At 71.7% G+C, this 22,913-nt stretch carries 19 protein-coding genes; 10 read left to right on the forward strand and 9 right to left on the reverse strand.

The annotated features are described in order from the left end of the window. Window positions 1-36: 36 nt before the first annotated feature. The 5 genes from glsA (at window position 37) to AB0K08_RS14070 (ending at window position 5,655) form a co-directional block, all read left to right on the forward strand. Window positions 37-1,908, forward strand: a complete 1,872-nt coding sequence (gene glsA, locus AB0K08_RS14050) for a glutaminase A (protein WP_363355485.1) — start codon at window positions 37-39, stop codon at window positions 1,906-1,908. Window positions 1,909-1,965: 57 nt separating this feature from the next. Beyond that, on the forward strand, window positions 1,966-2,610 hold the full coding sequence (locus AB0K08_RS14055) for an ABC transporter permease (RefSeq protein WP_363355487.1): 645 nt from the start codon (window positions 1,966-1,968) through the stop codon (window positions 2,608-2,610). Beyond that, window positions 2,607-3,806, forward strand: a complete 1,200-nt coding sequence (locus AB0K08_RS14060; RefSeq protein WP_363355488.1) for an ABC transporter ATP-binding protein — start codon at window positions 2,607-2,609, stop codon at window positions 3,804-3,806. The genes AB0K08_RS14055 and AB0K08_RS14060 overlap by 4 nt, the downstream gene beginning before the upstream one ends. Next, window positions 3,803-4,612 (forward strand): ABC transporter permease, encoded by an 810-nt coding sequence (locus AB0K08_RS14065; protein WP_363355490.1) that lies wholly within the window; start codon window positions 3,803-3,805, stop codon window positions 4,610-4,612. The genes AB0K08_RS14060 and AB0K08_RS14065 overlap by 4 nt, the downstream gene beginning before the upstream one ends. An 89-nt stretch (window positions 4,613-4,701) precedes the next feature. Beyond that, complete coding sequence (locus AB0K08_RS14070) at window positions 4,702-5,655, forward strand: glycine betaine ABC transporter substrate-binding protein (RefSeq protein WP_363355492.1); 954 nt, start codon at window positions 4,702-4,704, stop codon at window positions 5,653-5,655. 46 nt (window positions 5,656-5,701) lie between these two features. On the opposite strand, the gene AB0K08_RS14075 is transcribed toward AB0K08_RS14070, so the two are convergent. From AB0K08_RS14075 to AB0K08_RS14085, 3 genes are all read right to left on the reverse strand, one after another. After that, on the reverse strand, window positions 5,702-7,225 hold the full coding sequence (locus AB0K08_RS14075; RefSeq protein ID WP_363355494.1) for an asparagine synthase-related protein: 1,524 nt from the start codon (window positions 7,223-7,225) through the stop codon (window positions 5,702-5,704). A gap of 43 nt (window positions 7,226-7,268) precedes the next feature. After that, window positions 7,269-9,536: an RNA polymerase recycling motor ATPase HelR gene (gene helR / locus AB0K08_RS14080; protein ID WP_363355496.1), complete on the reverse strand. Its 2,268-nt coding sequence runs from the start codon at window positions 9,534-9,536 to the stop codon at window positions 7,269-7,271. A 114-nt stretch (window positions 9,537-9,650) separates the two neighbouring features. Beyond that, a complete protein-coding gene (locus AB0K08_RS14085; protein ID WP_363355498.1) occupies window positions 9,651-10,238 on the reverse strand; it encodes a hypothetical protein in 588 nt (195 codons plus the stop codon). A 109-nt stretch (window positions 10,239-10,347) separates the two neighbouring features. Here AB0K08_RS14085 and AB0K08_RS14090 point away from each other — a divergent pair, with 109 nt between their 5' ends. Continuing rightward, on the forward strand, window positions 10,348-11,349 hold the full coding sequence (locus AB0K08_RS14090; RefSeq protein ID WP_363355620.1) for a bile acid:sodium symporter: 1,002 nt from the start codon (window positions 10,348-10,350) through the stop codon (window positions 11,347-11,349). Here AB0K08_RS14090 and AB0K08_RS14095 read toward each other — a convergent pair. The 5 genes from AB0K08_RS14095 to AB0K08_RS14115 all read right to left on the reverse strand — a co-directional run bounded on the left by AB0K08_RS14095 (window position 11,267) and on the right by AB0K08_RS14115 (window position 16,352). Next, a complete protein-coding gene (locus AB0K08_RS14095) occupies window positions 11,267-11,956 on the reverse strand; it encodes a DUF6320 domain-containing protein (RefSeq protein WP_363355500.1) in 690 nt (229 codons plus the stop codon). The two genes, AB0K08_RS14090 and AB0K08_RS14095, sit on opposite strands and share 83 nt — an antisense overlap. Beyond that, the gene (locus tag AB0K08_RS14100; RefSeq protein ID WP_363355502.1) at window positions 11,953-13,341 is read right to left on the reverse strand and encodes an alcohol acetyltransferase; all 1,389 of its coding nucleotides are present in this window, start codon (window positions 13,339-13,341) and stop codon (window positions 11,953-11,955) included. Before AB0K08_RS14100 ends, AB0K08_RS14095 begins: the two co-directional genes overlap by 4 nt. Continuing rightward, window positions 13,338-14,282 carry an alpha/beta hydrolase gene (locus AB0K08_RS14105; RefSeq protein ID WP_363355504.1) on the reverse strand — a complete coding sequence of 315 codons (945 nt, stop codon included), beginning with the start codon at window positions 14,280-14,282 and terminating at the stop codon, window positions 13,338-13,340. The genes AB0K08_RS14100 and AB0K08_RS14105 overlap by 4 nt, the downstream gene beginning before the upstream one ends. Before the next feature lie 94 nt (window positions 14,283-14,376). Next, window positions 14,377-15,627, reverse strand: coding sequence for a histidine kinase (locus AB0K08_RS14110; RefSeq protein ID WP_363355622.1), 1,251 nt, complete (start codon window positions 15,625-15,627; stop codon window positions 14,377-14,379). A gap of 5 nt (window positions 15,628-15,632) precedes the next feature. Next, window positions 15,633-16,352 carry a sensor domain-containing protein gene (locus AB0K08_RS14115; RefSeq protein ID WP_363355506.1) on the reverse strand — a complete coding sequence of 240 codons (720 nt, stop codon included), beginning with the start codon at window positions 16,350-16,352 and terminating at the stop codon, window positions 15,633-15,635. A gap of 124 nt (window positions 16,353-16,476) precedes the next feature. Between AB0K08_RS14115 and AB0K08_RS14120 the strand changes: the two genes are divergently transcribed. The 4 genes from AB0K08_RS14120 (at window position 16,477) to mftF (ending at window position 21,394) form a co-directional block, all read left to right on the forward strand. Next, the gene (locus AB0K08_RS14120; RefSeq protein WP_363355508.1) at window positions 16,477-17,187 is read left to right on the forward strand and encodes a response regulator transcription factor; all 711 of its coding nucleotides are present in this window, start codon (window positions 16,477-16,479) and stop codon (window positions 17,185-17,187) included. A gap of 78 nt (window positions 17,188-17,265) precedes the next feature. Further along, window positions 17,266-18,810, forward strand: coding sequence for a DUF222 domain-containing protein (locus tag AB0K08_RS14125; protein WP_363355510.1), 1,545 nt, complete (start codon window positions 17,266-17,268; stop codon window positions 18,808-18,810). After that, on the forward strand, window positions 18,807-19,853 hold the full coding sequence (locus AB0K08_RS14130) for a hypothetical protein (protein ID WP_363355512.1): 1,047 nt from the start codon (window positions 18,807-18,809) through the stop codon (window positions 19,851-19,853). Before AB0K08_RS14125 ends, AB0K08_RS14130 begins: the two co-directional genes overlap by 4 nt. Next, window positions 19,850-21,394, forward strand: coding sequence for a mycofactocin biosynthesis glycosyltransferase MftF (gene mftF / locus AB0K08_RS14135; RefSeq protein WP_363355514.1), 1,545 nt, complete (start codon window positions 19,850-19,852; stop codon window positions 21,392-21,394). Before AB0K08_RS14130 ends, mftF begins: the two co-directional genes overlap by 4 nt. Before the next feature lie 48 nt (window positions 21,395-21,442). Here the strand turns inward: mftF and AB0K08_RS14140 are convergent, their stop codons facing one another. After that, window positions 21,443-22,795: a M14 family zinc carboxypeptidase gene (locus tag AB0K08_RS14140; RefSeq protein ID WP_363355516.1), complete on the reverse strand. Its 1,353-nt coding sequence runs from the start codon at window positions 22,793-22,795 to the stop codon at window positions 21,443-21,445. Window positions 22,796-22,913: the final 118 nt, after the last annotated feature.

Consider the following 22,913-nt stretch of genomic DNA (forward strand, 5'->3'; position numbering starts at 1 on the left):
TCGGACGCCCGCCGTGTCGGGGATACCGTGGGGTCCATGGAATCACCCATCCAGCACTACCTCGAGAGACTGCTCGCCGAGGTCCAGCACCTCGGCGCCGGGGCGCCCTACTCCGTCCACCCCGGCGGGAAGGAGCCCCGTCCCGAGGACTTCGGGATCTGCCTGGCCACGGTGGACGGGCGCGTCTATTCCGTCGGGGTCGCGGACCAGGAGTTCTCCATCCAGTCGATCTCCAAGCCGTTCAGCTACGGCCTGGCCCTGGCCGACTACGGCTTCGACGCCGTGGACGAGAAGGTCGATGTGGAGCCCTCCGGGGATCCGTTCAACCAGATCTCGCTGGCGCCGGACACCGGGCGGCCGCCGAACGCCATGGTCAACGCCGGTGCCCTGGCCGTGTCCGGGATGATCCGCGGTGGGGGCGGCAAGTCCGCCGTGCGCCGGATCGTGGACACGTATTCGCGCTTCGCCGGCCGGACCCTGACCAGCAGCCGGTCCGTCTTCGACGTGGAAATCCGCAACAGCGACCGCAACCATTCGCTGGCCTACCTGCTCAGCTCCATGGGGGTCATCGAACATGACCCGACCCTGGCTTTGGAGAACTACCTGCGCCAGTGCGCGGTGCAGGTGACCTGCCGGGATCTGGCGATGATGGCGGCCACCCTGGCCAACGGCGGCACCCAGCCGCTGAACGGTGAGCAGGTCTTCGAGATGGACGTCGTGGAGCGGGTCCTGTCCGTCATGATGACCTCGGGGATGTATGACGACGCCGGCGCCTGGGTCAGCAGCGTGGGCATGCCGGCCAAATCGGGGGTCGGCGGCGGCACCCTCGCGGTGCTGCCCGGCCAGGCCGGCCTGGCCGTCTTCTCACCACCCCTGGACGGTCACGGCAACAGCGTCCGCGGGCTGGAGACCTGCCGGCGGCTGTCACGGGACATGGAGATGCACTTCGTGCGGGCTGCCCGCAGCGGTCGGTCCGCGGTGAAGGACACCATGGAGATCTCCCAGTTCCCCTCCCGGGTGCGGCGCACCCTCGAGGAGGCCGAGGTGCTGGAGCGGTACGGTCACCGGGCCCGCATCATCGAGGTGACGGGCGACCTGTTCTTCGCCGGCACCGAGTCCCTGGTCCGGGCCGTCAGCGAACTGGACGACTCGGTCGGGTACGTGATCCTGGACCTCCGGCTGGTCAACGAGGCCGGACGTCTGGCACAGCACATGCTGTCCGACCTCGAACGCCTGCTGCGCTCAGCGGGGCGGGACCTGGTGCTGGTCGTCGGCGAGGAGGCCGCGGTCCACGCCGCAGACATCTCGCCGGATCCCTCGGGCGCCCCGACCTCCCGGGACGCCCGCTCCGCCGACGGCGGGGGAGGGCCCGAGGTGACCCTCTTCCGGGGCCTCGGCGACGCCGTGGAGTTCTGTGAAGACTCGCTGTTGGAACGGTACGGCACCCCCGCGGTCACCACCGCCCGCGTCCCGGTCACCGCATCCCCGGCCCTCGACCTGCTCGAGGAGGCGCAACGCGAACAGCTCGCCGCACTCATGGAGCAGCGGTTCCACGAGGACGGGGACGTCATCCGCCGGGTGGGCCAGCGCTTCGGCGGCGTCCACTTCATCATCTCGGGACAGATCAACACCATCGCGACCGATCCACGCGGCGAGCGGGTGCGGCTGAACACCCTGGGCGCCGGGATGACGTTCGGGGAGCTGGCGCTGGGCACAGCGGACCGGCAGGAGACCACGGAGAAGGCCGTCGGCCACGTGGAACTGATGGTCCTCACGCCGGAGGCGATCGAGGAACTCGAGGAGCGGGACCCCGCCCTGGCCCTGGCGCTGTGGCGCGCGTTGACGCGTGACGCCTACACCCTGGTGGACCGTTACCTGCGGGAGGCCGCGGTCCGGCTGACCTATTGAACAGGGCCTCTGGACTATAGTCAGGCCAGGCATCATTCGTCGCGGAGGAGGTCAGCAGTGGAATTTCTCGAGTTCCTGGGGAACCGGGCAGACGACCTGCTCGAGATGGGTCTGGCCCACGCGGCGATCGTCGGGGCGGCCGTGCTGATCGCCACCGTCATCGGCATCGGTCTGGGGGTCGCCACCTACCGTACGGAGCGGCCCCGGGCGATGGTCCTGGCCATCACCGGCACCTTCCTGACCATCCCGTCCTTCGCCCTGTTCATCCTGATGCTCAGCCCTTTCGGCCTCGGCTGGAAGCCCGTCCTGGTGGCCCTGGTGATGTATGGCCTGCTGCCGGTGGTGCGCAACACCATCACCGGACTGCGCGAGGTCGACCCGGCCATCATCGAATCCGCCAAGGGGATGGGGCTCAACCGGCGCCAACGCCTGCTGCGGATCGAGCTGCCCCTGGCCTGGCCGGTGGTCATCACCGGCGTGCGCGTATCGACCCTCATCCTCCTCGGGATCGCCGCGATCGGCGCCTTCGTGAACGGACCCGGCTACGGCGAGATCATCGTCACCGGACTGGCCCGCGTGGGCACGCCCGTCGCGGTGAACATGATCCTGGCGGGCACCCTCGGCGTGATCGTGCTCGCCATCCTCTTCGACCTGCTCTTCTACGCCGTCCAACGTCTGTCCACGTCGAGAGGTATCCGATGACTCAGTCACCCCCTGAAGCCCAGGCCGAGACCATGATCCGCCTCGAGGGCCTGACGAAGCGGTTCCCCGGGGCCCAGCGCAATGCCGTCGACGGCCTGTCCATGGACATCCGCAAGGGGGAGATCGTCGTCCTCGTCGGTCCCTCGGGCTGCGGCAAGACCACCACCATGAAGATGATCAACCGGATCATCGAGCCGAGCTCCGGCCGGATCGTGCTGGGCGGCGAGGACGTCACCACCACCAATCCGGACCGGCTGCGCCGCCGGATCGGATACGTCATCCAGCAGATCGGGCTGTTCCCCCACATCACCATCGGCGAGAACGTGGCCACCGTGCCGAAACTGCTGGGCTGGGACGCCGCCCGGGTGCGCGCACGGGTGGACGAGCTGCTCGCGACCGTCAACATGGATCCGGAGGAGTACCGGGACCGGTTCCCCCGGCAGCTCTCGGGCGGGCAGCAGCAACGCGTCGGCGTCGCCCGCGCACTCGGTGGGGATCCCGAGGTCATGCTCATGGACGAGCCGTTCGGGGCCATCGACCCGATCACCCGCGACCGTCTGCAGAACGAGTTCCTCCGCCTGCAGGCGGAGGTCCGCAAGACGATCGTGTTCGTCACCCACGACATCGACGAGGCCATCAAGATGGGCGACCGGATCGCCATCCTCCAGGAGGGCTCCAGGATCGCCCAGTACGACACCCCGGAGAAGATCCTCACCGCCCCGGCCAACGACTTCGTGCGGGACTTCATCGGCGGTGGCGCCTCCCTCAAACGGTTGAGCCTCTCCCGGGTCCGGGACATCGAGCTGGCCGCCTGGCCGACCGTGTCCGCCGCGGATTCCACGGACCAGGCACACCGGGTGCTGCGCGAATCCGACCGTAGCTCCGTGCTCGTCCTGGACACCGAGGGCCGGCCCGCCCGCTGGGTCGGCGCCGACGACCTGCGGCGTGGGACCGGCCAGCCACTCGACCAGATCGGCACCCGGCCACAGGCGGTCATCGAACCCCGGGCGACCCTGAACGATGCCCTCAACGAGCTCATCAGCGCCCGGAACGCGGTCTCGATCGTGGTGGACGAGGACGGCCGCTTTCTGGGGGTCGTGGACATCGAACAGATCAACGACGCCATCCGGTCGATGCGCCGCTCCGCCGTCGCGGACGCCCGGACCGAGTTCAAGGAGTCGGAGGCCCACTCATGACGGCCGAAGCCACTGTCGAGAAGCCGGACTCCGGCGTCATCGCACAGACTCCGCCGCCCGCCAGACGCCGTGACTGGCTGTCCTACCTCACCATGCCGGCGATCCTGGCGGCCGTCCTGCTGGCCCTGTACCTCTACGTCGACCGTCAGGAGCTCGACAGCATCGAGGCTCGCTCCCTCAACGCTGCCTCGCTGGGGACCGCCGTCTGGGAACACGTGCTCCTCGCTGCGGTGTCCACGGCCATCACGCTCGTCATCGCGGTGCCCCTGGGCGTGCTGCTGACGCGGCCGTTCACCCGCCGGATCCGGCCCTACCTGATCACCGTCCTGACCCTGGGCCAGGCGGTGCCGACCATCTCCATCCTCTTCCTGATGGCCGCGGCCTTCCTGTTCCTGGGCTTCAGCGCCGCCATCGTCGGGCTCGTGCTGTACGCCATCATCCCGGTGCTGCTCAACACCATGGTGGGCCTCGAACAGGTCGACGACTCCGTCCTGGAGGCCGGGCGCGGGATGGGGCTGTCCCGGTTCCAGGTGTTGCGCCGGATCGAGGTGCCCCTGGCGGTGCCGGTGATCCTGGCCGGAGTCCGCACGGCCCTGGTGATCAACGTCGGGACGGCCGCCCTGGTGACCTACATCAACGCCGGCGGGCTGGGGGACATCATCGTGGCGGGTCTGTCCACCAACCGCGTGCTCGTCCAGATCGTGGGTGCGGCCCTGACCGCCGTGTTGGCCCTGACCATCGACTATCTCGCGGGGATCGTCGAGGACCTGCTACGGCCCAAGGGCCTGCGCCTGGCCAGGGGATAGTCGGCACCCCCGGCACGCGACCCTCACCCAAGCGCCACCCACGCACCACGCACCACGCACCACGAAGTACATCTGATGGAGGCAAGGACATGAAGAAGACGACACGGAAGTCAACCCTGCTCGGCGGCGCCGGACTGGCGGCCGCGGCGGCCCTGCTGCTGACCGCCTGCGGCGGCGGCGACGGCGGAGGTGGCGAGGGTGGCGCCGGGGGCGGCGCCCTGGACGGGGCACAGCTGACGGCAGGCTCCAAGGAGTTCACCGAGTCCGTCATCCTGGGCCAGATCACGTCCCTGGCGTTGGAGGACGCCGGGGCCACGATCAACGACCAGACCGGCATCTCGGGCAGCGCCACGGTCCGCGAGGCGCTGGAGACGGAGGAGATCGACTTCTACTGGGACTACACCGGGACCGGCTGGGTCAACATCCTGGGCAACACCACCGAGGACGTCCCCGAGGACCTGTACCAGGCGGTGGCGGATGCCGACGCGGAGAACGGCATCGCCTGGCTGACGCCTGCCCCGTTCGAGAACACCTACCGGATCGCCGTCAAGCAGGATTTCGCGGACGAGAACGGTCTGCAGACCCAGTCCGACGCAGCCGCCTTCATCAATGAGAACCCGGACCAGGCCCGGGTGTGTGCGGCGAGCGAGTTCATCAATCGGGACGATGGCCTGCCCGGTCTGGAGGAGGCTTACGGCTTCGAGTTCTCCGAGGTGGTCGAACTCGACCTGAACCTCATCTACACCCAGGTCGGGGAGACCTGCGAGTTCGGCGAGGTGTTTTCCACCGACGCGCGGATCGCCTCGAACGACATGGTGATCCTTGAGGACGACGAGGGCTTCTTCGTCGAGTACCAGGGCGCCATGACCTTGCGCCAGGAGACCTTGGACGAGTTCCCGGAGATCGCCGACATCATGGCGCCGATCTCGGAGGCGCTGACCAACGAGACCATGATGGAGCTCAACGGCCGGGTGGACACGGACGGTGAGGACCCGCGGGACGTGGCCGAGGAGTGGCTCCAGGACCAGGGCCTCATCGGCTGAGGCCGGGCGTCACCAGGACCGGACCGTCGGTCGGTTCGCCGCAGGCTCAGGCCTCGGCGAACCGGCCGACGGTCTCCTGGGCGTTCACCCCGGGCAGGGTCGCGGTGAACATCCGCAGGTAGGCCAGCTCCTCCCGGGTGCGCACCGGAGGGGTCAACGCCCCCGCCTCGGCGGCCAGGTCGTCCTCGCCGACCGTCTGGCCGAAGTGCTCGGTCAACACGTCGTTCATCCCGGTGCCCTCGCCGAACTGCTCCTTGCGGCGCCAGAGCACCTCGTCCGGCAGCCAGCCGTCGAACGCCTTGCGCAGCAGCCACTTGGCCGGGCGGTCCCGCCCGACCAGCTTCCACTCCGGGGGCAGCGCCATGGCCAGCTCCACCATGTCCAGGTCCAGGAACGGCAGCCGCGGCTCCACGCCGAGGGCCCCGGCCACGCGGTCCACCCGCTGCAGGCCACCGATGTGCATGCCCCGCAGGGTCGCCAACAGCTCGGCATGCAACTCAGCCCCGTCGTCATGGCGGCCGTAGTGGCTGTACCCGGCGAACAGCTCATCCGCCCCCTCGCCCACCAGGACGATCTTGGCGTGCAGGGAGGCCAGCCTCGAGACGAAGTAGTTCGGGACGGCCGAATGCACCAGTTTCGGGTCGAAGGACTCCAGGCCGGCCACCACGCGCGGCACGGCGTCGATGGCGTCCTCGGCCGTGTAGACCAGCTCGTGGTGGTCCGTGCCGCAGTGCTCCGCCACGAGCCGCGCGGCGGCGAGGTCCCCGCTGCCCTCCAGCCCCACCGCGAAGGTCTTGAGCCCCTGCCCCTCGCCCTGCTGGTTCCGGGCGGCGATGGCCGTGATGATGGAAGAGTCCACGCCGCCGGAGAGCAACACCCCCGGGGTGAGGCGGCCGGCCATGCTGCGGTCGACGGCACGGATCAGCGTCTCCCGGAGGGCGTCGAAGACCCACGCCGGCGGCTCGTCGTCCTGGGCGCGGCTCTGCAGCAGGACCGGCGCGGTCCCGGGGAAGCGGCGGATGGGGGTGAGGCCGCCGTCCGGGGTCCAGCAGTGTCCCGGCGGGAAGGGCCGCACGGCGGGCCGCTGCTCCTCGTCGAAGGCCTTGAGCTCGGAGGCGAAGACCACGGTGCCGCCGTCGTGCACCCAGTACAGGGGCGCCAGGCCGAGCACATCCCGGGCCACGGCGAACCGGCCGTCCGCCGCGGCCACCACCAGGGCGAAGGGGCCCCACACGTGCTCGAAACCCTGGGCACCGAACTCCTCCACGAGGACCAGGGCGGCCTCCAGGTCAGAATCGGTCCGGAACCGCTCGGCACCGAACCGTTCCCGGATCCGCCGGTGGTTGTGGAGCATGCCGTCGCCGGCCACCCAGAGCTCTCCCGTGCGCCCTCCGGACAGTGGCTGGTCACCCGCGACCGGGTCCACGATGGACAGGTACCTGCTGCCGATCCAGGAGGGGCCGAGCTCCCGGCTGCCCGCGCCGTCCGGGCCCCGGTGGGCCAGCCGGTCCAGCATCCGCTGGCCCCGGCCGGGATCGAAGGGACCGTGGGCTGCGACGACACCTGACATGGACAACCACCCCTGTGACGAGAACTCTGAAGTCCTCTCCAGCTTAGCCCCGTCCCAGCACCACCAGCCGCTGGGTGGCCCGGGTCATCGCGACGTACCGGTCCACCGCGCCCGTGACCCCCGTGCCGAACCGCTCCGGGTCGACCAGCACCACCAGGTCGAACTCGAGGCCCTTGGCCAGGGACGGGGAGAGGGACCGGACGCGGTCACCCGCGTCCTGAGGGGGCGCATACCCCGGGGCCCCGATCACGACGGCGGCCCCCTCACCGTCCGCGTTCTCGTCCAGCCAGGCGCGCACCACCGGGTCCAGCTCGGGCACCGTGCCGTACCGGACCGGGACGCCGGAGTCCCGGATGGAGGTCGGCACGTTCGCATCCGGCAGGGCCGCCCGGATCACCGGGGCGGCCTCGGCCATGACCTCCCGGGGCGTGCGGTAGTTCACCGTCAGGGTGGCGATCTCCACGTGGCGGTGCCCGACCCGTCCCAGCCGCTCAACCCAGGACTCGGTGAAGCCATGGCGGGCCTGGGCACGGTCGCCCACGATCGTGAAGCTCCCGGAAGGACACCGAGCCAGGAGCATCTGCCATGCGGCGTCGGTGAGCTCCTGGGCCTCGTCCACCACGATATGGCCGAACGGCCCGGCCAGCGGGTCCTGCACCTCGGGGACGGACGTGCCCTGGTCCACCAACCGGTCCCTCATGTCCGCCGTCCGCAGGGACGTCATCTCCAGCAGGTCGGAGTCGTCGGCGGCCACGAGGTCGTCGATCACCCGGTCCATCACCGCAGCCTCCTCCGCGCGGGCCCGGTCCCGCCAGCGCTGGCGCTGGGCGGCGGAGGGGTCGCCGATCCGCCGGCGGGCCGCGTCCAGGATCGGCAGGTCGGCGGTGGTCCACGCCTGGGGTTCGGCTCGCTGCAAGGCCCGGACCTGGTCCCGGTCCAGGGCGGGGGCGCACCGCCTCAGGTAGGCGGGCACCGTGAACAGGTCACCCACGATGTCCTCCGCGCGCAGCAGCGGCCAGGACCGGGCGAAGGCCTCCCGCAGTCCTGGGTCCGCCTCGAAGCCGGCCACCAGCGCCGCCGCCGTCGGCGCATCGACCGGGTCGGCAGCGTCGACCGTGTCGGGATCGCGCTCCGCCCCGTGCTTCTCCACCAGGATCTCCAGCAGTGCGGCCCAGACCTGGCCCCGTGCCTCGTTGTGGGGCGTGGTGGTGTCCCGGGCGGAGAAGGCCTCCGCCCAGTCGTCGGCGGAGAGCCAGACCTCGGTCCAGGGGGTCGTCAGCAGCAGGCCCCGGGTGGGCGGCTCCTCGTACAACCGGACGGCCGGCTCCACGGCGTCCACCAGGTCGCGGCGGCCTTTGAGCACGGCCACGGCCGGGTCCGCCTCGGCGTCCACCGTGCCGCCCTCCGGGAGGAGCCCCGGCACCGTCGTGGTCAGCACCCCGTCCTCGCCGAGGGAGGGCAGCACGTCGGCCACATAGGCCAGGTAGGGCTGGTGGGGGCCCACGAACAGGATGCCGCCACGGTCCCGACGCAGCCTCTCGTCGGCGTAGAGCAGCTGGGCGGTGCGGTGCAGGGCGACCACCGTCTTGCCGGTGCCGGGGCCGCCGTCGACCACGAGGGCGCCGCGCGAGCCGGCGCGGATGACGGCGTCCTGGTCGGCCTGGATGGTGCCGAGCACATCCCGCATGCGGCCGGTCCGGTGGGCTCCCAGGCTGGCGATGAACGCGGACTGGTCGTCCAGGGCGGCCTGCCGGCCGGCGTCGGCCAGGCCCTGAAGGGTGAAGACCTCGTCCCAGTAGTCGGTGACGGCGCCGCGCGTCCACCGGTACCGGCGGCGGCTGGCCAGACCCTCCGGACGGGCGTGGGTGGCGGCGAAGAACGGACGGGCGGCGGGGGAGCGCCAGTCGATGAGCAGGCGCCGGCCAGCGCCGTCCGTCAGCCCCATGCGGCCGATGTAGACGATCTGCCCGGACTCACCTGCGCCCCGCGGAACGGTGACCATCCGTCCCAGGGTCAGGTCCGGACCGAAGCGGTCCAGGAGTGTCAGGCGGGAGGACATGCGGCGGATTCCCGCGTCGCGTTCCAGCGCGTACTCGCCGCTGCCGCGCGGTTGACGCCGCAGCTCCGCCAGACGCTGTGAGTCCTCGGCGAGACGCTCGCGCAGGGTGGCGGCGAGGGCGGCGAAGTGGGCCTCGTCGTCGGCGATCAGGTGCGGTTCGGCCTTGGCGGCCAGGCGGTCGGGGAGCGCGAACACGGTGGTGCGGGGCGGGGTGCGGAGGGGCGTGCGGGCGGATGCTGCTGCGGGCTTCACGGGGTGCGTCCTTTCGAATCGACCCGCTGAGTCTGGCAGGCCACCGGGGTCTTGCGGCAAGGCCCCCGGTGGGGCATAGTCTGAAAATGCGGAGGGGATCCGGCGACCACCGGCTCAGCGTGAGGTGCGGACCCAGGCCAGCAGACCCGCCCCCGCGGCCACCGTCAGTCCCACCATCACCAGCCCCGCCAGGCCCGCCCAGCCGACCTGCCCGAAGGCGCCGAGGAAGACGGTGCCCATCGCCACGGCGGCCAGCGGATTGACCACGCTGATCCCGCCCAGCACGGCGGCCCTCCGCCCGTTCTTCACCAGGGACCGCAGGAGCCAGAAGCCGGCTGCGGCCGCCACCCCCAACGCCAGGATCAGTGCGCCGTGGGCGGGCGAGGCCCGCCCCGCCGTGCCCAGCAGCGTGTAGCTCGCCACGTGGAGACCGGTGGCGACGGTGCCCCACAGCAGCCCCGTGGCGGTCACCCGGGCCACGGTCCCGGCGTGGGCGAACGCGAGCACCGCATTGAGGGATGTCAGGATCAGCAGCAGCCCGGCCAGCCGGGCCAGCTCCACCTCCTGGGCGGGGAAGGGCTGGACCAAGGCCAGCGGGCCGAGCAGCAGCGACCCCACGTTGAGGGCGCCGAGCGCCAGCACGCTGAGGGACGCGTCGGCGGTGAGGGTCGGAGAGGTGGGCAGGGCCGTGGCGGGCTGCATGGGCCCCACCCTAGGGACCCGTCGCCACCCGCACATCACCCGAGGGGATGACTTCGCCTCATCCCCTCGGGGCATCCGGAGCCCTGCCAGACTGGGGGACGTGCAATGGATGGAACGGCACCAGGTGCCGCTGTACCTGGCCGCGCTGCTGGCCGGGGCCGGCGTCGGGCTTGGGGTGCCCGCGGTGGCCGCACCCGCCGGCCTGGCCGTCACTCCCGTGCTCGGGCTGCTGCTCTATGCCACGTTCCTGGCCGTCCCCTTCCGTCAGCTGGGCGGCGCGCTCCGGGAGCCGAGATTCCTGGTCACGGTCCTGCTGGTCAACTTCGTGCTGGTTCCGGTGGTGGCGTTCGGACTCTCCCGCTTCGTGGCACAGGACCGGGTGCTCGAGGTCGGGGTGCTGTTCGTGCTGCTGACCCCCTGCGTGGACTACGTGATCGTCTTCACCCGCCTGGCCGGTGGTGCGGCGGACCGGCTGCTGGCGGCCACCCCGCTGCTGATGCTCCTGCAGCTGCTGCTGCTGCCGGTGTACCTGCGCCTGATGGTGGGGGAGCAGTTCGCCCGCGTGGTCGAGCTGGGCCCCTTCGTGCGGGCTTTCGTGGTGCTCATCGCCCTGCCGGGGCTGGCCGCCTGGCTGACACAGCTGGCCGCCGCCCGGTGGCGGGCGGGCCGGGTGCTGCAGCAGGGCGGTGCGGCGGGCATGGTGCCCCTGATGATGGCCACCCTCGCGGTGGTGGTGGCCTCCCAGATGCACGACGTCGGCGCGCACCTGGGCGGCCTGGTCACCGTGGTGCCGGTGCTCGTGGGGTTCGCCGCGGTGATGGTCGTCCTCGGGGCGGCGGCCGGGCGCGTGGCGGGGCTGACGGCGCAGGACCGGCGGGCGGTGGTCTTCAGCGGGGTGACCCGGAACTCGCTCGTGGTGCTGCCCCTGGTGCTCGCCCTGCCGGCCGGGTTCGGGCTGGCCCCGCTCGTGGTGGTGACCCAGACCCTGGTGGAACTGGTGGTGATGGTGGCCCTGGTGCGGTGGCTGACTACACGTGCAGGCGCTTGGCGAGCTCGTGGCGGACGGCCGCGCCGCGGGCCATCTGGAGCAGGGCCAGGGCGAGGAGGCTGAGACCGCCGCAGATCGCGGAGGGCACCGGGTGGGTGACCCAGCCGAGGAGCAGGAAACCCAGCGGCGTCAGGCCCAGCAGCACCGTCAACCAGCTGTAGACCACGTGCTCGCCCTCCTCGATGCGCATCACCCGGACCGTGATCAGCAGACCCACGATCGAGGAGGCACACAGGATGGGGACCACATAGGTCAGGGACCAGCCGGGCCAGCCGGCGAGGTAGTCCCAGTACACGCAGACCAGCCCCACCAGCACCACGAGGTAGGCCGTGCTCTTGGCGATGTTGCGCCGCTGGCGCACCGCCATCAGCACCACCAGCCACATGGCGCTCACCCCCAGCCACACGGAGCGCAGCACCCCCAAGCCGTCCACGTCCTGCCCGAACAGCAACTGGGCCGTGAACGAGGCCAGGATCAGGACGATCGAGACGAGGAACAGGGCCCTGAGCACGCGCCGCCGGGAGAACACGAGGGGAATCGAGGCCAGGGGGCTGGGCGGCTCTTCGTCCCCGCCATGATCCGGTGGAGGGGCGCTGACGGGGGACGAGCACAGGGGGCAGCGTCCCCACACGCCCTCGATCGTCACGTCACACTCGGCGCACCGTCTCACGGGGACACCTCGGCGAGCTCCTCCTCGGTGACACGCGCCGAGGCGACGCTCACCTGGACCCCGTGGCCGGTGAGCTCCCGGGCGAACTCCCGGATGTGCCCGGTCTCGGTGAACGGCGAGGAGAAGCTGACGGTGAGCAGCCCGGCGTGGGAGACCACGCAGAACTGGGGGCGGGCCGCCGAGACGTGCAGGAACATCCTGCCGACATGGTCCTCGGCCGGTGCGGGCAGGGAGACGCGGCCCATATTGGAGATCGCGACGGTCAGGCCGCGATTGTTGATGCGGTTCACCAGGCCCAGCATCAGGTCCTTGAGGGGCCGGGGCAGCACCCGCAGCACGGGCATCCGCTCGAACCGGATGAACTGCCGCAGCTTCGTCTCGAGGGCCTCGGGGGTGGCCTTCGGGCGGAACTGGGCCTGGAGCGCCCGGGCCACGGCACCGATGCTGTCCGGGTCCCCGCCCCGGCCGTCCCCGCCCACCTGGCCATAGGTGTGCTCCACCCGCACGGTCGCGAAGAAATTGCGTGCGGACGTGGAGGGGAAGAACTGGCGCAGGTTCACCGGCACGGACACCGCGAGCGTCTGGTGCCGGCCGAGGCCGCCCGAGGACCGGCGGATGGACTCGAAGAACAACGCCGTCAGGTACATCGTCACCGAGACCTGCTCGGCGCGGGCCACCTCCAGCACCTGCCGGGCGGACAGGGTGAGTTCGACGTCCCGCGTGCGGTGGTCCGGGGTGCGGGTGCCGTGGATCCGGTACACCGGTGGACGGCGTCGGCCGCCGGCGGCCCGGTGCCGTCGGGCGTGCGCTGCGGGCCCCGGCGCGGTGTCCGTCTCCACGCCCGGCAGGCTGAGGGCGGCCGGGGCGGCATCGCGGCGGAAGTACTGTGCGAAGCTGTCATCCGTCAACCCGCGGGCGGGCTCGGGGGCGGCAGCAGCCATGGGGTCGGGCCCGTGGGGCTGGTCCGGATACCGCAGACGGTGATAGGCGGTCACCAGGTCCGCGAGGAACCACAGCGCGCCGGTGCCGTCGGAGAGGGCATGGAACACCTCCAGGTTGATCCGCCTCAGGTGGTGCGTCACGCGGAACAGCAGGTTGCGCCGATCCGCCCGGTAGATCGGCGCACAGGTGTGCAGTTCTTCGCCGGTGACGTGGGGGCGCAGGTCGCTGTCCTGCAGGTAGTACCAGAACACGCCACGGCGCAGCACCGCGTGATACAACGGGTACTGCTCGTAGGTGTCGTCCAGGGCCCGCTGCAACAGGACGGGGTCCACCTCGTGGTCCGTCTCGGCGCTGAGCCGGAAGACCTTGGGGTCCGCGTCGGTCCGGGCCGCCAGGAAGATGTTGGAGGCGTTGTCCAGCCGCACCCAGGTCCGCCCGGTCATGCCGGGACCTCGTCGGGGAAATCGTCGAGGAACGCGTTGATGACCTCGTAGGCCTCACGCAGAGAACGGGAGAACCGGGGCAGGGCGATGAAGCCGTGCAGCGCCGAATCCACCCGGTGGATGCGCACCTCGTTGCCGGCCGCCCGCAGGAGACGGCCGTACTCCTCGCCCTCGTCACACAGCAGGTCCAGCTCCGCGGTGATCACCAGGCTCGCCGGCTGGCCGGTCAGGTCCGGGGCCATCAGCGGGGCCACCAGCGGGTTCCGGCGCTCCCGGGCCTCGGGGACGTACAGCTCGAAGTAGTCCTGGACCTCGGAGTTGGTGAGCCGGTAGTCCTCACCGTGGTGGCGGACCGAGGCGAAGGGGGAGGTGTGCGGGTCGTGGTCCCAATGCGTCACCGGATACAGCAGGATCTGCCGGCCGGCCACGGGCAGGCCGCGCTCCCGCAGCATCAGCGAGACGGCGGCGGCCAGGTTCCCGCCGGCCGAGTCGCCCACCAGGACGATCTGCCCGGCCTCCTGGACGCCCGCACGGCGCGGATCCTGCAACAGGCGCCGGGTCACATCGAAACAGTCCTGCAGGCCGGCCGGGAAGGGGTACTCAGGGGCCAGCCGGTAGTCCACGGACGCCACCACGCAGCCCGTGAGCTCGGCCATCGTGGCACACGCCGGCGTGTAGCTCTCGATGTCCCCCGTGACCCAGCCGCCGCCGTGGAAGAACAGCAGGACGTCCTGCCGCCGCCTCTGCCTCGGCTGGAAGACCCGCACGGGGATGTCCCCGTGGTCCGTGGCGGCCACGGTCTCCCGGTACGCGGAGCGGTACCGCGGCCCCACCAGGGAGGAGAAAGCCTGCTGCATCCGCCGGACCTTCGGATAGTCCTCACGCAGGTTGAGCCGCGGTGCGGCGAAGAGGCCGAGCACCGCCCGGGACAACCGGTTCACAGCAGCGGACCGGAAGGGTGAGCAGCGGGCGCGGCGGTCGGTTCCATGGGTCCAGCCTATGCATGGACCGCCCGACTCCTCGCGGCGCAGCCGCTCACAGCGGCAGCCGGGCCTTCACGGTGAAGCCCCCGTCCGGCGTCGGGCCTGCCGTGACGGTGCCCCCGAGGGCGGTGACGCGCTCGCGGATCCCCTTCAGCCCGAGCCCGGCTCCCGGGGCGGGGACCGCCAGCGTGCGGGTGGACGGGCCGTTCACCACCCGGACCCCGATCAGGTCGCCCACCGTGACCTGCACCCGGATCGGCGCGCCGGGGGCGTGTCGCAGGGCGTTGCTCACCGCCTCCTGGACCAGCCGGTAGGCGGTGAGCCCGGTGGCCGGGGGCACGACGGCGGACCAGTCACCGGCCGCGCTCGGCCCACCCGGAGTGGGGGTCATGCCGCCGAGGGGAAGCAGCTCGGGATCGATCTCGAGGTCCACGGTGGCCCCGGAGGACCGGGTGTTGGCCACGAGGTCCGGGATGTCCGCGATGGTCGGCTGGGGTGCGGTGTCCGCGGCGTCGTCCCCGCGCAGCACCGCCAGCAGCCCGCGCATCTCCGTCAGGGCCCGCCGGGAGGATCCGGCGATCGAGGCGAACTCGCCGCTGGTGGACTCGTCCATCCCCGGCAGCCGGTACGGGGCCGTGGTGGCCTGGACGGAGATGACGGACAGGGAGTGGGCCACCACGTCATGCAGTTCCTGGGCGATCCGGTTGCGCTGCTGCAGCTCGCGCCGCTTGGTCTCCTCCTCGGCGGTGAGCTGCCGTTCCTGCACGAGCTGCCGCCGGCTGCTGCCCAGCTGCCGCAGCGCCGTGCCGATGGCCAGGGCGGCGCCCGTGAGGGCGAGGCAGAGGAAAGCGTTGCCCAGCGACGGCCCCAGCTCGGAGGCCAGGAGGTACCCCTGACCGAGGGCGGCGACGATCGACACCACGGAGATGACGGCCCCGGTCAGCACGGCGGCGCAGCCGAGGCGCCAGCCGGAGGTGGCGGCGATGAGCAGCACGAGGAGCACGTACCAGATCAGGGTCGTGACGGGCCAGGGCCAGGGAAGGTCGACGCCGAGGCTCACGGACCCGGCGGAGAGCAGGGCACCGGCCGCCCCCAACAGGATGCCGAGCCGTGGGCGGGAGATGCTGACGGGCAAGGAGGCGGCGAGGAGCATCGCGATGACCATGGCCAGCACCACGTGCACGCCGTGGACGGCGGCCAGGATCGGCCAGCCGATGGCCAGCTGGGCCACGGCGCCGAAGCCCGTGATCAGGTACAGCCAGCCGGTGGAGGAGAAGCTGGTCTCGCGCGGAGTGGCGTGCATGGCGCTCACGCTACCCGGGTGGTCTCGGGCGTGGGCGTGGGGCTGGAAGCGGAGGACGTGGGTCCCCAGCCGGCCACCGTGGGACCGGACGCGGGAGCGGCACCCAGCGCGGCCGCCGTCGTGCTGGCGTCCAGCAGGGCGAGCCCGCGCATGACCAGCGGGAGGGTGAGGGTGAAGAGGACCCCGAGGGCGAGGTAGACGAGGGACTCCACGAGGTAGCTGGTGGCGAGGGAGTCGGCGATGCCCCCGCCGGTCAGGGCCTCCAGCATGCCGCCCACCAGCGGGAAGTCGTTCTCATCCCGCGGGATGTAGTGGCCCCAGAGGACGTAGGTGAGGCCGCCGAGGGCCACGGCAGTCCAGGTGACGGAGAGGACGAAGGCGACGGTGCGCATCGGGAAGGCGATCAGCGTCTCGAACAGCAGGTCCAGCCATCGGCGCGGATCGGTGAGGTACCTCAGGGCACCGTTGACTCCTGGTCCGCGCTCGCGGTACACGGGTTGTTCCAGGCGCCCGCCCCAGAGGCGGACCCGGCTGCGGGAGAGCTCGGCGAAGCCGGCCGCGACCAGCAGGACGATTGGCAGGAGCCAGACACCGATCCAGATGACGGCGGTGCCCAGCCCGAGCGTGAAGAGGGGGACGAGCAGGATGAAGGCGAAGAGGGAGATGAAGAATCCGGGCAATACATAGGCGTAGTCGCGGCCGAGGCGGGTGAGGGTGCGTTTCATGATGTCGAAGCTACGGTGGTGTCCTCGCGAGGTCGTCACCCGGGCGGGTGAACGTGGTGGAGGCTGTTGGATACCTGCGGGGGACCTGCGGGGGCTTGCCGGGGGACGGCGATAGGCTGGCCGGGTGAGCAACCCCTCGACGGTATCCACGGCCGGCTTCTCCGCCGCCCACCCCATCCGCATCCTGATCGTGGACGACCAGGCCATGGTGCGCCAGGGGTTCGGCGCGCTGCTGGACGCGCAGGAGGACATGAGCGTGGTCGGGAGCGCGGCCGACGGCTCCGAGGTGGTGGACCTCGTGCGGACGACCCGCCCGGACGTGGTGCTGATGGACATCCGCATGCCCAGGGTCAACGGCCTGGACGCCACCCGGGCCGTCTTCGCGATGCCCGGAGACCAGCATCCGCGGGTGATCATGCTGACCACCTTCGATGCCGACGAATACGTCTTCGCGGCCCTGCAGGCCGGGGCCAGTGGATTCCTGCTCAAGGACGCGACCGCCGAGGACCTGGCCGGCGCCGTACGGGTGGTCGCCGGGGGAGAGGCGCTGCTGGCCCCGTCCATCACCCAGAAGCTCATCGCCGACTATGTGTCCCGGCCCGCCGCGCGGACGCCGGACACCCGCGTGCTGGGGGCCCTGACCGAGCGGGAGCTGGACGTGATGCGGCTCGTGGCCACCGGCCGGTCCAACGCGGAGCTCGCGGCCGAGCTGTTCCTGTCCGAGCAGACCATCAAGACCCACGTGTCCCGGATCCTGGCCAAACTCGGCCTGCGGGACCGGACGCAGATCGTGGTGACCGCCTACGAGTCGGGGCTGGTCAGCGCCGGCTCCTGAGGATCTCCCCACGGGTTCCGGCAGGGAATCCTTATGGTGAATCCTTATCGTGTCCGTGGGGGTTCCTAGTGTGGGGTCATGGATCAGGCAACCACCCTTCACCCGGCCGTCGAGGGGCTGCGGGCGCTTCGGGACTCCCTGGGGGCCCTGGATCCGGCTGTGGCGGAGGACGCGGCGATCGACCGGATCCGTGTGCTCGAGGAGATCAAGGGTGCCTGTGCCGCCGCTCAGGCCCGCGAGTCGATGGCGCTGGACCGCCTACGCCGTGACCGGGAGACCGCTGAGGCGTTGCCGGCGGAGAAGAGGTGTCAGGGCCTGGGCGCCGAGATCGCCCTCGCCCGCCGAGACCCGGCCCACCAGGGTGGTCGCCACCTCGGCCTGGCCCGGGCCCTGTGCCAGGAGATGCCGCACACCATGCGCGCCCTGTCCGCGGGCACCATCTCGGAGTACCAGGCCACGGTGATGGTCCGCGAGACGGCGTGGGTGTCAGCCGGGTTGCGCCGTGAGATCGATGCCCTGATGTCCGCGCGCCTGGGGAGGGTGGGCACCCGGCGGTTGGCTGCCGAGGCCAAGGCCCACGCGCAGCGCCTCGACCAGGAGGAGGCGGCGCGCTACCTGGAACGATCGGTCCGCGAACGCCGCGTCTCCGTCCGGCCGGCCCCGGGCGGGATGGCCTACCTGTCGGCGCTGTTGCCCCTGCACCAGGCCGTGGCCGCGCTGGCCTCGCTGAAACGTGATGCCGCCACGGCCGTGGGGGTGGGGGACGAGCAGTCCCGGACACATGACCAGATCACCGCCGACCTCCTGGTGGAACGGGTGACCGGGCAGGTCTCGGCGGCTGCCGTTCCGGTGGAGGTCCACCTGGTGATGACGGACGGCGCCCTGATGGGTTCCGACCCTGACCCGGCCTGGATCCCGGGGCAGGGTCCGCTGCCCGCCGAGACGGCGCGGCGACTGCTCAGCGATCCCGAGGCGGAGGTGTTCCTCCGGCGGCTCTACACCCGACCGGAGGACGGGCAGCTCGTGTCGATGGACTCGTTGAACCGGGTCTTCCCACCGCTGTTGCGCCGGATGATCCTGCTGCGGGACGATGTCTGCCGCACCCCCTGGTGCAAGGCACCCATCCGGCATGCGGACCATGTCCTGGCCCACCGAGTCGGCGGGCCGACCAGCTTCGACAATGGTTCGGGCTTGTGCGCCGCCTGCAATTTCACCAAGGAGCGACCCGGCTGGAGCCATGCGGCCGATCCGGGCGGGCTGACGGTCACCACACCCACCGGCCATCGTTACCCACGGGACGCGGTGCCGCTGCTGCCGGTCACCGCTGGATCCACGAGTCCGCCCGCTGCGGCCGATCCACCTGAGCCACCCCCTCCGCCCGGTTACCCGGATCGGTCACGCAGGTGGCGCTCCCTTCCGGATACCGCGGTGGCCGAGGCGCGCCTGCAACGGTGCCTGCGGGAGCACCTCCCGGCACTCCGCCTGGCCCGCCTGGCGATGGCCAGCGTGGTGGACCGGCGTGAACCCGTCTGGCTGGGCGGGGCACGGCGTATCCTCGACTCACGCACCGGGCCGGAGACGTCCAGGCCGACGCCGACGGTTCCGTCACGAGGAGGGCCATGACCACGCTGCTGCTCATCCACGGCCGCGGACAGCACACCCCGCGGGACTTCCCTCCCGACCGTGTGCCCGCCTTCGCCGCGGACATCCGTGCACGGTGGCTGCAGGCGCTGAACACCGGGCTGGCGGGTGCCGGGCTGGACCCGGTGCCGGAGGACACCCGGGTGCTGTTCCCCTACTACGGCAACGCCTTCCGGGACGCCGTGGACGCACGCGAGGGCCACGGCCCCGGGCCCGACCTGGCGCAGTGGAGCACGGGCCAGCCGATGCCGGACGACCTCCAGGCGGTCTGCGAGGTCAAGGCGCACCTGATCGACGACGTCGTGGCCCACCTGTCAGCGCACCCGCCCTCCGCCGGCCGCGAGCCGACCCCTCCGGACCATGAGCCGACCCCTCCGGACCATGAGCCGATGGCGCGCGGTGTCCCGGCCGGCGTCGGGCGTCCGTGGTGGAAACTGGACGAGCTGCTGCGGATCCCGTGGCTACGGGACGCCCTGCAGTATCTGGCGCGACAGGCCGGGGTCTCGGCGAGCGTGGTCGAGAGCCACTTCACCGACGTGGCCTACTACCTGGGCTGTGCCGACGTACGTGACACGGTGCTGGGGATCGTAGAGGGGGCGCTGGCCGAGGTTGACCCCGGCGAGCCGCTGGTGGTGCTCGGCCACAGCCTGGGAAGTGTGGTGGCCTACGACCTGCTCACGCGGATGGACCCCAACCGACCGGTCTCCCTGCTGGTGACGACCGGCAGCCCGCTGGGCCTGCCGGCGGTGCAGAAGCACCTGCTGGGCCACCAGGGCGTGTCCCCGGCACCGGTCCCGGCCGCGGTCCCCGCCCGGCCCGGGTCCTGGCGGAACGGCTACGACGTGCGGGACATGGTCGCCATCCTGAACCCCCTGGGCCCCTACCTGGCCCAGGCAGTGGACGGCCAGATCCGGGACGTCAGGGTGGACACGGGCGATGAACCCCACGCCGTGGTCGGATATCTCGAGAACGCCGAGATGGTCCGGGCGGTCGGCGAGCTGCTGGCTACGATGAACGCATCATGACCTCAGCCCCCCTCCTGCGGACGCAGGGCTCCTACACGCGCCGTTCCGGTGAACTGCTGTTCGGCGGCTCCCCGTGGGGGCTGGCGCGGCTCTCGGCCCCGGCCCGGTCTTGGGCGCACCGTGTGCTGCGCCCGGGGGCGGGGCCGGTGGTCCCCGCTGACGAGGTGGAACGGGCCACCGCCCGCCTGCTGGTGGACCGCGGGCTGGCGCTGCCGGTGCTGCCGCCCCGCGCCCCGCGACCGGGGGAGGTCGAGGTGGTGGTGCCGGTCCACGGGTCCGCCGAGCCACTGGCCCGGTTCCTGACGGCCCTCGGCACCGCGGACCCGGGCGGTGCGGACCCGGGCGGTGCGCCCCGCGTCACGGTGGTGGACGACGGTTCCGCCGCGCCCGAGGCGCGCGAGATCGCCCGTGTCTGCGCCGCCCACGGAGTCCGCCTGGTGGTGTTGCCCCAGAACCTCGGCCCCGGCGGCGCGCGCAACGCCGGGCTGGCCGCCACCACCGCCGGACTGGTGGCATTCCTGGATGCCGACACCGTGCCCACCCGGACGTGGTTGGACCTGCTGGTGCCGCACTTCGACGACCCCTTGGTGGCCGCCGTGGCACCCCGGGTGCGCGGCACGGTCACCGGACCGGGGCCCGGCAGCGTCCTGGAACGCTTCGAGGCCCGCCGGGGCGGGCTCGACCTCGGACCCCACGCCCGCCGCGTGGCCCCGGGCGGGCAGATCGGCTACGTCCCCACCGCCGCCCTGCTGGTCCGCCGCGCCGCCCTGCCGGATCCACCCTTCGAGCCCGGGCTGCGGGTCGGCGAGGACGTGGACCTGGTGTGGCGGCTGGTGGACGCCGGGTGGTCGATCCGCTATCTGCCGGCGGCGGAGGTGCACCACGAGGTCCGCTCCGGTCTGCCCGCCTGGGCCCGGCGGCACGCCGCCTACGGTTCCTCGGCCGTCCCCCTGGAGCGGCGGCACCCGGGACGTCTGGCGCCGGCGACGCTGGGCTGGCCCGGTCTCACCCTGCTCGCCGGAGCGGCGGTGGCGGCAGCAGGCGGTGCAGGATTCCGGGCCGCGGGTGCCGGGCTGGCAGCCGCCGGGGCCGCCGTGCAGATCGGCGCGTCGGTGCGACGCCTCCGGGGCCGGGGGCTGCCGGTGTCCGCGGGCGTGGAGATCGCGGTGCTGGGCCTGCGTTCCGAGGTCACCGCGGTCGGCCACGCGCTGCGCCGGGAGTGGTGGCCCCTCGGTGCCGCGGCCCTGGTCCTGGCCACCGCACCGGTGCCGCGGGTGCGCTCGGTGGCGCGCGCCGCCGTCGTGCTCGGGCTGCTGCCCACCGTGCCGGACACCGCGCGCGCCGCCCGGCACCACTGGCGGTCCCTGTGGGGCGCCACTCCCCGGAGGAGCGACGGCGGCGCTCCCCTGGACCCGGTACGTCACCTCGCGCTGCGGCTCGGCGCGGACGCAGCCTACGGGACCGGTGTGATCGGTGCCGCGGTGCGCTCCCGATGCCTCGGCGTCCTGGCTCCGCGATACCGCGGGCGGGCCCGGGGGTAGGCCCCGGCCCCGCCCGCGGCGTGGGTGCTTTCGGTCAGCTGCCCTCGGTCAGCACTCGTCCAGCGGCGTCGCCTCCGTCAGCCCGTATTCCGAACGGGCGTCCAGCAGCAGCGGGATCAACGGCTTGCTCGGCTGGGCCATGGAGACGAACGCCCCACCGGCATTCTCAGTCCAGGCCACGTCCTGCAGTTCCAGCGTGGAGCCCACCGCCTGCACCTGGGCGTCCGTGAGCTGGTAGCCGCACATGGGGTCCGGCTCGGCCCCCTCGGACGTGGTCGGGACCATGTTGTCCTGACCGTCGAAGTACACCACGCCGGACTGGGCGGCACCGGCCTCGGTGGCCCGCTCCGCCGCCGCCTCAGACTGCCGCGCCAGCCGGTTGCGGTTCTCCGAGACCATGGCCAGCGAACCCACGGCGGAGGAGTACTGCACCGAGACCCGGCGGCGGTTGGTCAGCAGCGGATCGTTCTCCTCCTCCGCGGTGACCGGGCCCGAGGCCGCCTCGGTCAATTGGCCGGTGACGTGCTTGAGGCCGGCATAGTTGCGCAGGATCCGGGCCTGGCCGTCACCGGCCACCTGCTGGAACGGCACGCCGTCCTTGACCAGGAGGCCGTAGATCCCGCTGGTCATGCCCTGGGACTCGATCTGCGGTTCCGTGTAGTTGTTGACCATCCGCTGGGACAAGCGGTGGATGGTCTCGTCCACGTTCCTGTTCCGCGGCCACAGCACCAGCGCTGCGGTGTCGTAGTACTCCCGCGGACCGTATTCGTGCAGGTCGTTGAGGACATCGGGTTTCCAGTCGCGGAGCACCTCCGCCAGGGCCTGCGCCTCGGTGGTCTCCAGGGCCAGGAAGTCCCGGTTGATGTCCGTGCCCTCGGCATTGCCCCGGGTGTCCGCCACCCAGCCGTCCGGGTTCGTGTAGAGGAACCCCACCGTGGTCCTCTTCAGCAACCGGTTCCATGCGGGGTCCGTGGTGGTGCTCATGTCCCGCGCCAGTTGGAGGCAGCCCTCACGCCCCGAGGGCTCGTCGCCGTGGATGGAGCAGTTGAACAGGACCATGGAGCCATCCGCGATGTCCTCCGGGGACTGCTGCGACGGGGAGCCGATGGTCATGAGGTTGATCGGCCGGCCCTCACCGGAGGCACCCACCTCGTGGAGGGCGACGCGTTCACTGGAGGCGTCCAGGTCTTCCAGGAACGACTGCGCCTGCTCGACCGTGGTCCAGTTCGCGCCGTTGCTGGCCTCGAAGGGTGTCTGCAGTCCCTGTGCCGGCGCCGCCGCCAGCGACTTCTCCAGTGTCCGTGCATCGACGGCAGCCGCGCTGTCTGCCGTCTTGTCCGCCGTGGCCGCCGTCGGGCCGGTCACCAATGCAGTGCCGACCAACGCCAGCGCACACGCCATTGATCCGAGTGTTCTCCGCTTTCCCATGGGTTTTCCCCTCCAGATGGATGAGGCTGCCCCGCCGGGACCCGTCATCCCGGGGTGCAGCCGGTGGACGGAGACCAGTAGAAGTGACGCG

This window comes from Citricoccus sp. NPDC055426 (genome assembly GCF_040677445.1).
Lineage (GTDB): Bacteria > Actinomycetota > Actinomycetes > Actinomycetales > Micrococcaceae > Citricoccus.

What these genes read in the sequence shown, in the direction of transcription:
- glsA (WP_363355485.1), top strand. Translation starts at nt 37, where the DNA reads ATGGAATCACCCATCCAGCACTACCTCGAGAGACTGCTCGCCGAGGTC.
- AB0K08_RS14060 (WP_363355488.1), top strand. Translation starts at nt 2,607, where the DNA reads ATGACTCAGTCACCCCCTGAAGCCCAGGCCGAGACCATGATCCGCCTC.
- AB0K08_RS14065 (WP_363355490.1), top strand. Translation starts at nt 3,803, where the DNA reads ATGACGGCCGAAGCCACTGTCGAGAAGCCGGACTCCGGCGTCATCGCA.
- AB0K08_RS14070 (WP_363355492.1), top strand. Translation starts at nt 4,702, where the DNA reads ATGAAGAAGACGACACGGAAGTCAACCCTGCTCGGCGGCGCCGGACTG.
- AB0K08_RS14075 (WP_363355494.1), bottom strand. Translation starts at nt 7,225, where the DNA reads ATGTCAGGTGTCGTCGCAGCCCACGGTCCCTTCGATCCCGGCCGGGGC.
- AB0K08_RS14085 (WP_363355498.1), bottom strand. Translation starts at nt 10,238, where the DNA reads ATGCAGCCCGCCACGGCCCTGCCCACCTCTCCGACCCTCACCGCCGAC.
- AB0K08_RS14090 (WP_363355620.1), top strand. Translation starts at nt 10,348, where the DNA reads ATGGAACGGCACCAGGTGCCGCTGTACCTGGCCGCGCTGCTGGCCGGG.
- AB0K08_RS14100 (WP_363355502.1), bottom strand. Translation starts at nt 13,341, where the DNA reads ATGACCGGGCGGACCTGGGTGCGGCTGGACAACGCCTCCAACATCTTC.
- AB0K08_RS14110 (WP_363355622.1), bottom strand. Translation starts at nt 15,627, where the DNA reads ATGCACGCCACTCCGCGCGAGACCAGCTTCTCCTCCACCGGCTGGCTG.
- AB0K08_RS14115 (WP_363355506.1), bottom strand. Translation starts at nt 16,352, where the DNA reads ATGAAACGCACCCTCACCCGCCTCGGCCGCGACTACGCCTATGTATTG.
- AB0K08_RS14125 (WP_363355510.1), top strand. Translation starts at nt 17,266, where the DNA reads ATGGATCAGGCAACCACCCTTCACCCGGCCGTCGAGGGGCTGCGGGCG.
- AB0K08_RS14130 (WP_363355512.1), top strand. Translation starts at nt 18,807, where the DNA reads ATGACCACGCTGCTGCTCATCCACGGCCGCGGACAGCACACCCCGCGG.
- mftF (WP_363355514.1), top strand. Translation starts at nt 19,850, where the DNA reads ATGACCTCAGCCCCCCTCCTGCGGACGCAGGGCTCCTACACGCGCCGT.
- AB0K08_RS14140 (WP_363355516.1), bottom strand. Translation starts at nt 22,795, where the DNA reads ATGGCGTGTGCGCTGGCGTTGGTCGGCACTGCATTGGTGACCGGCCCG.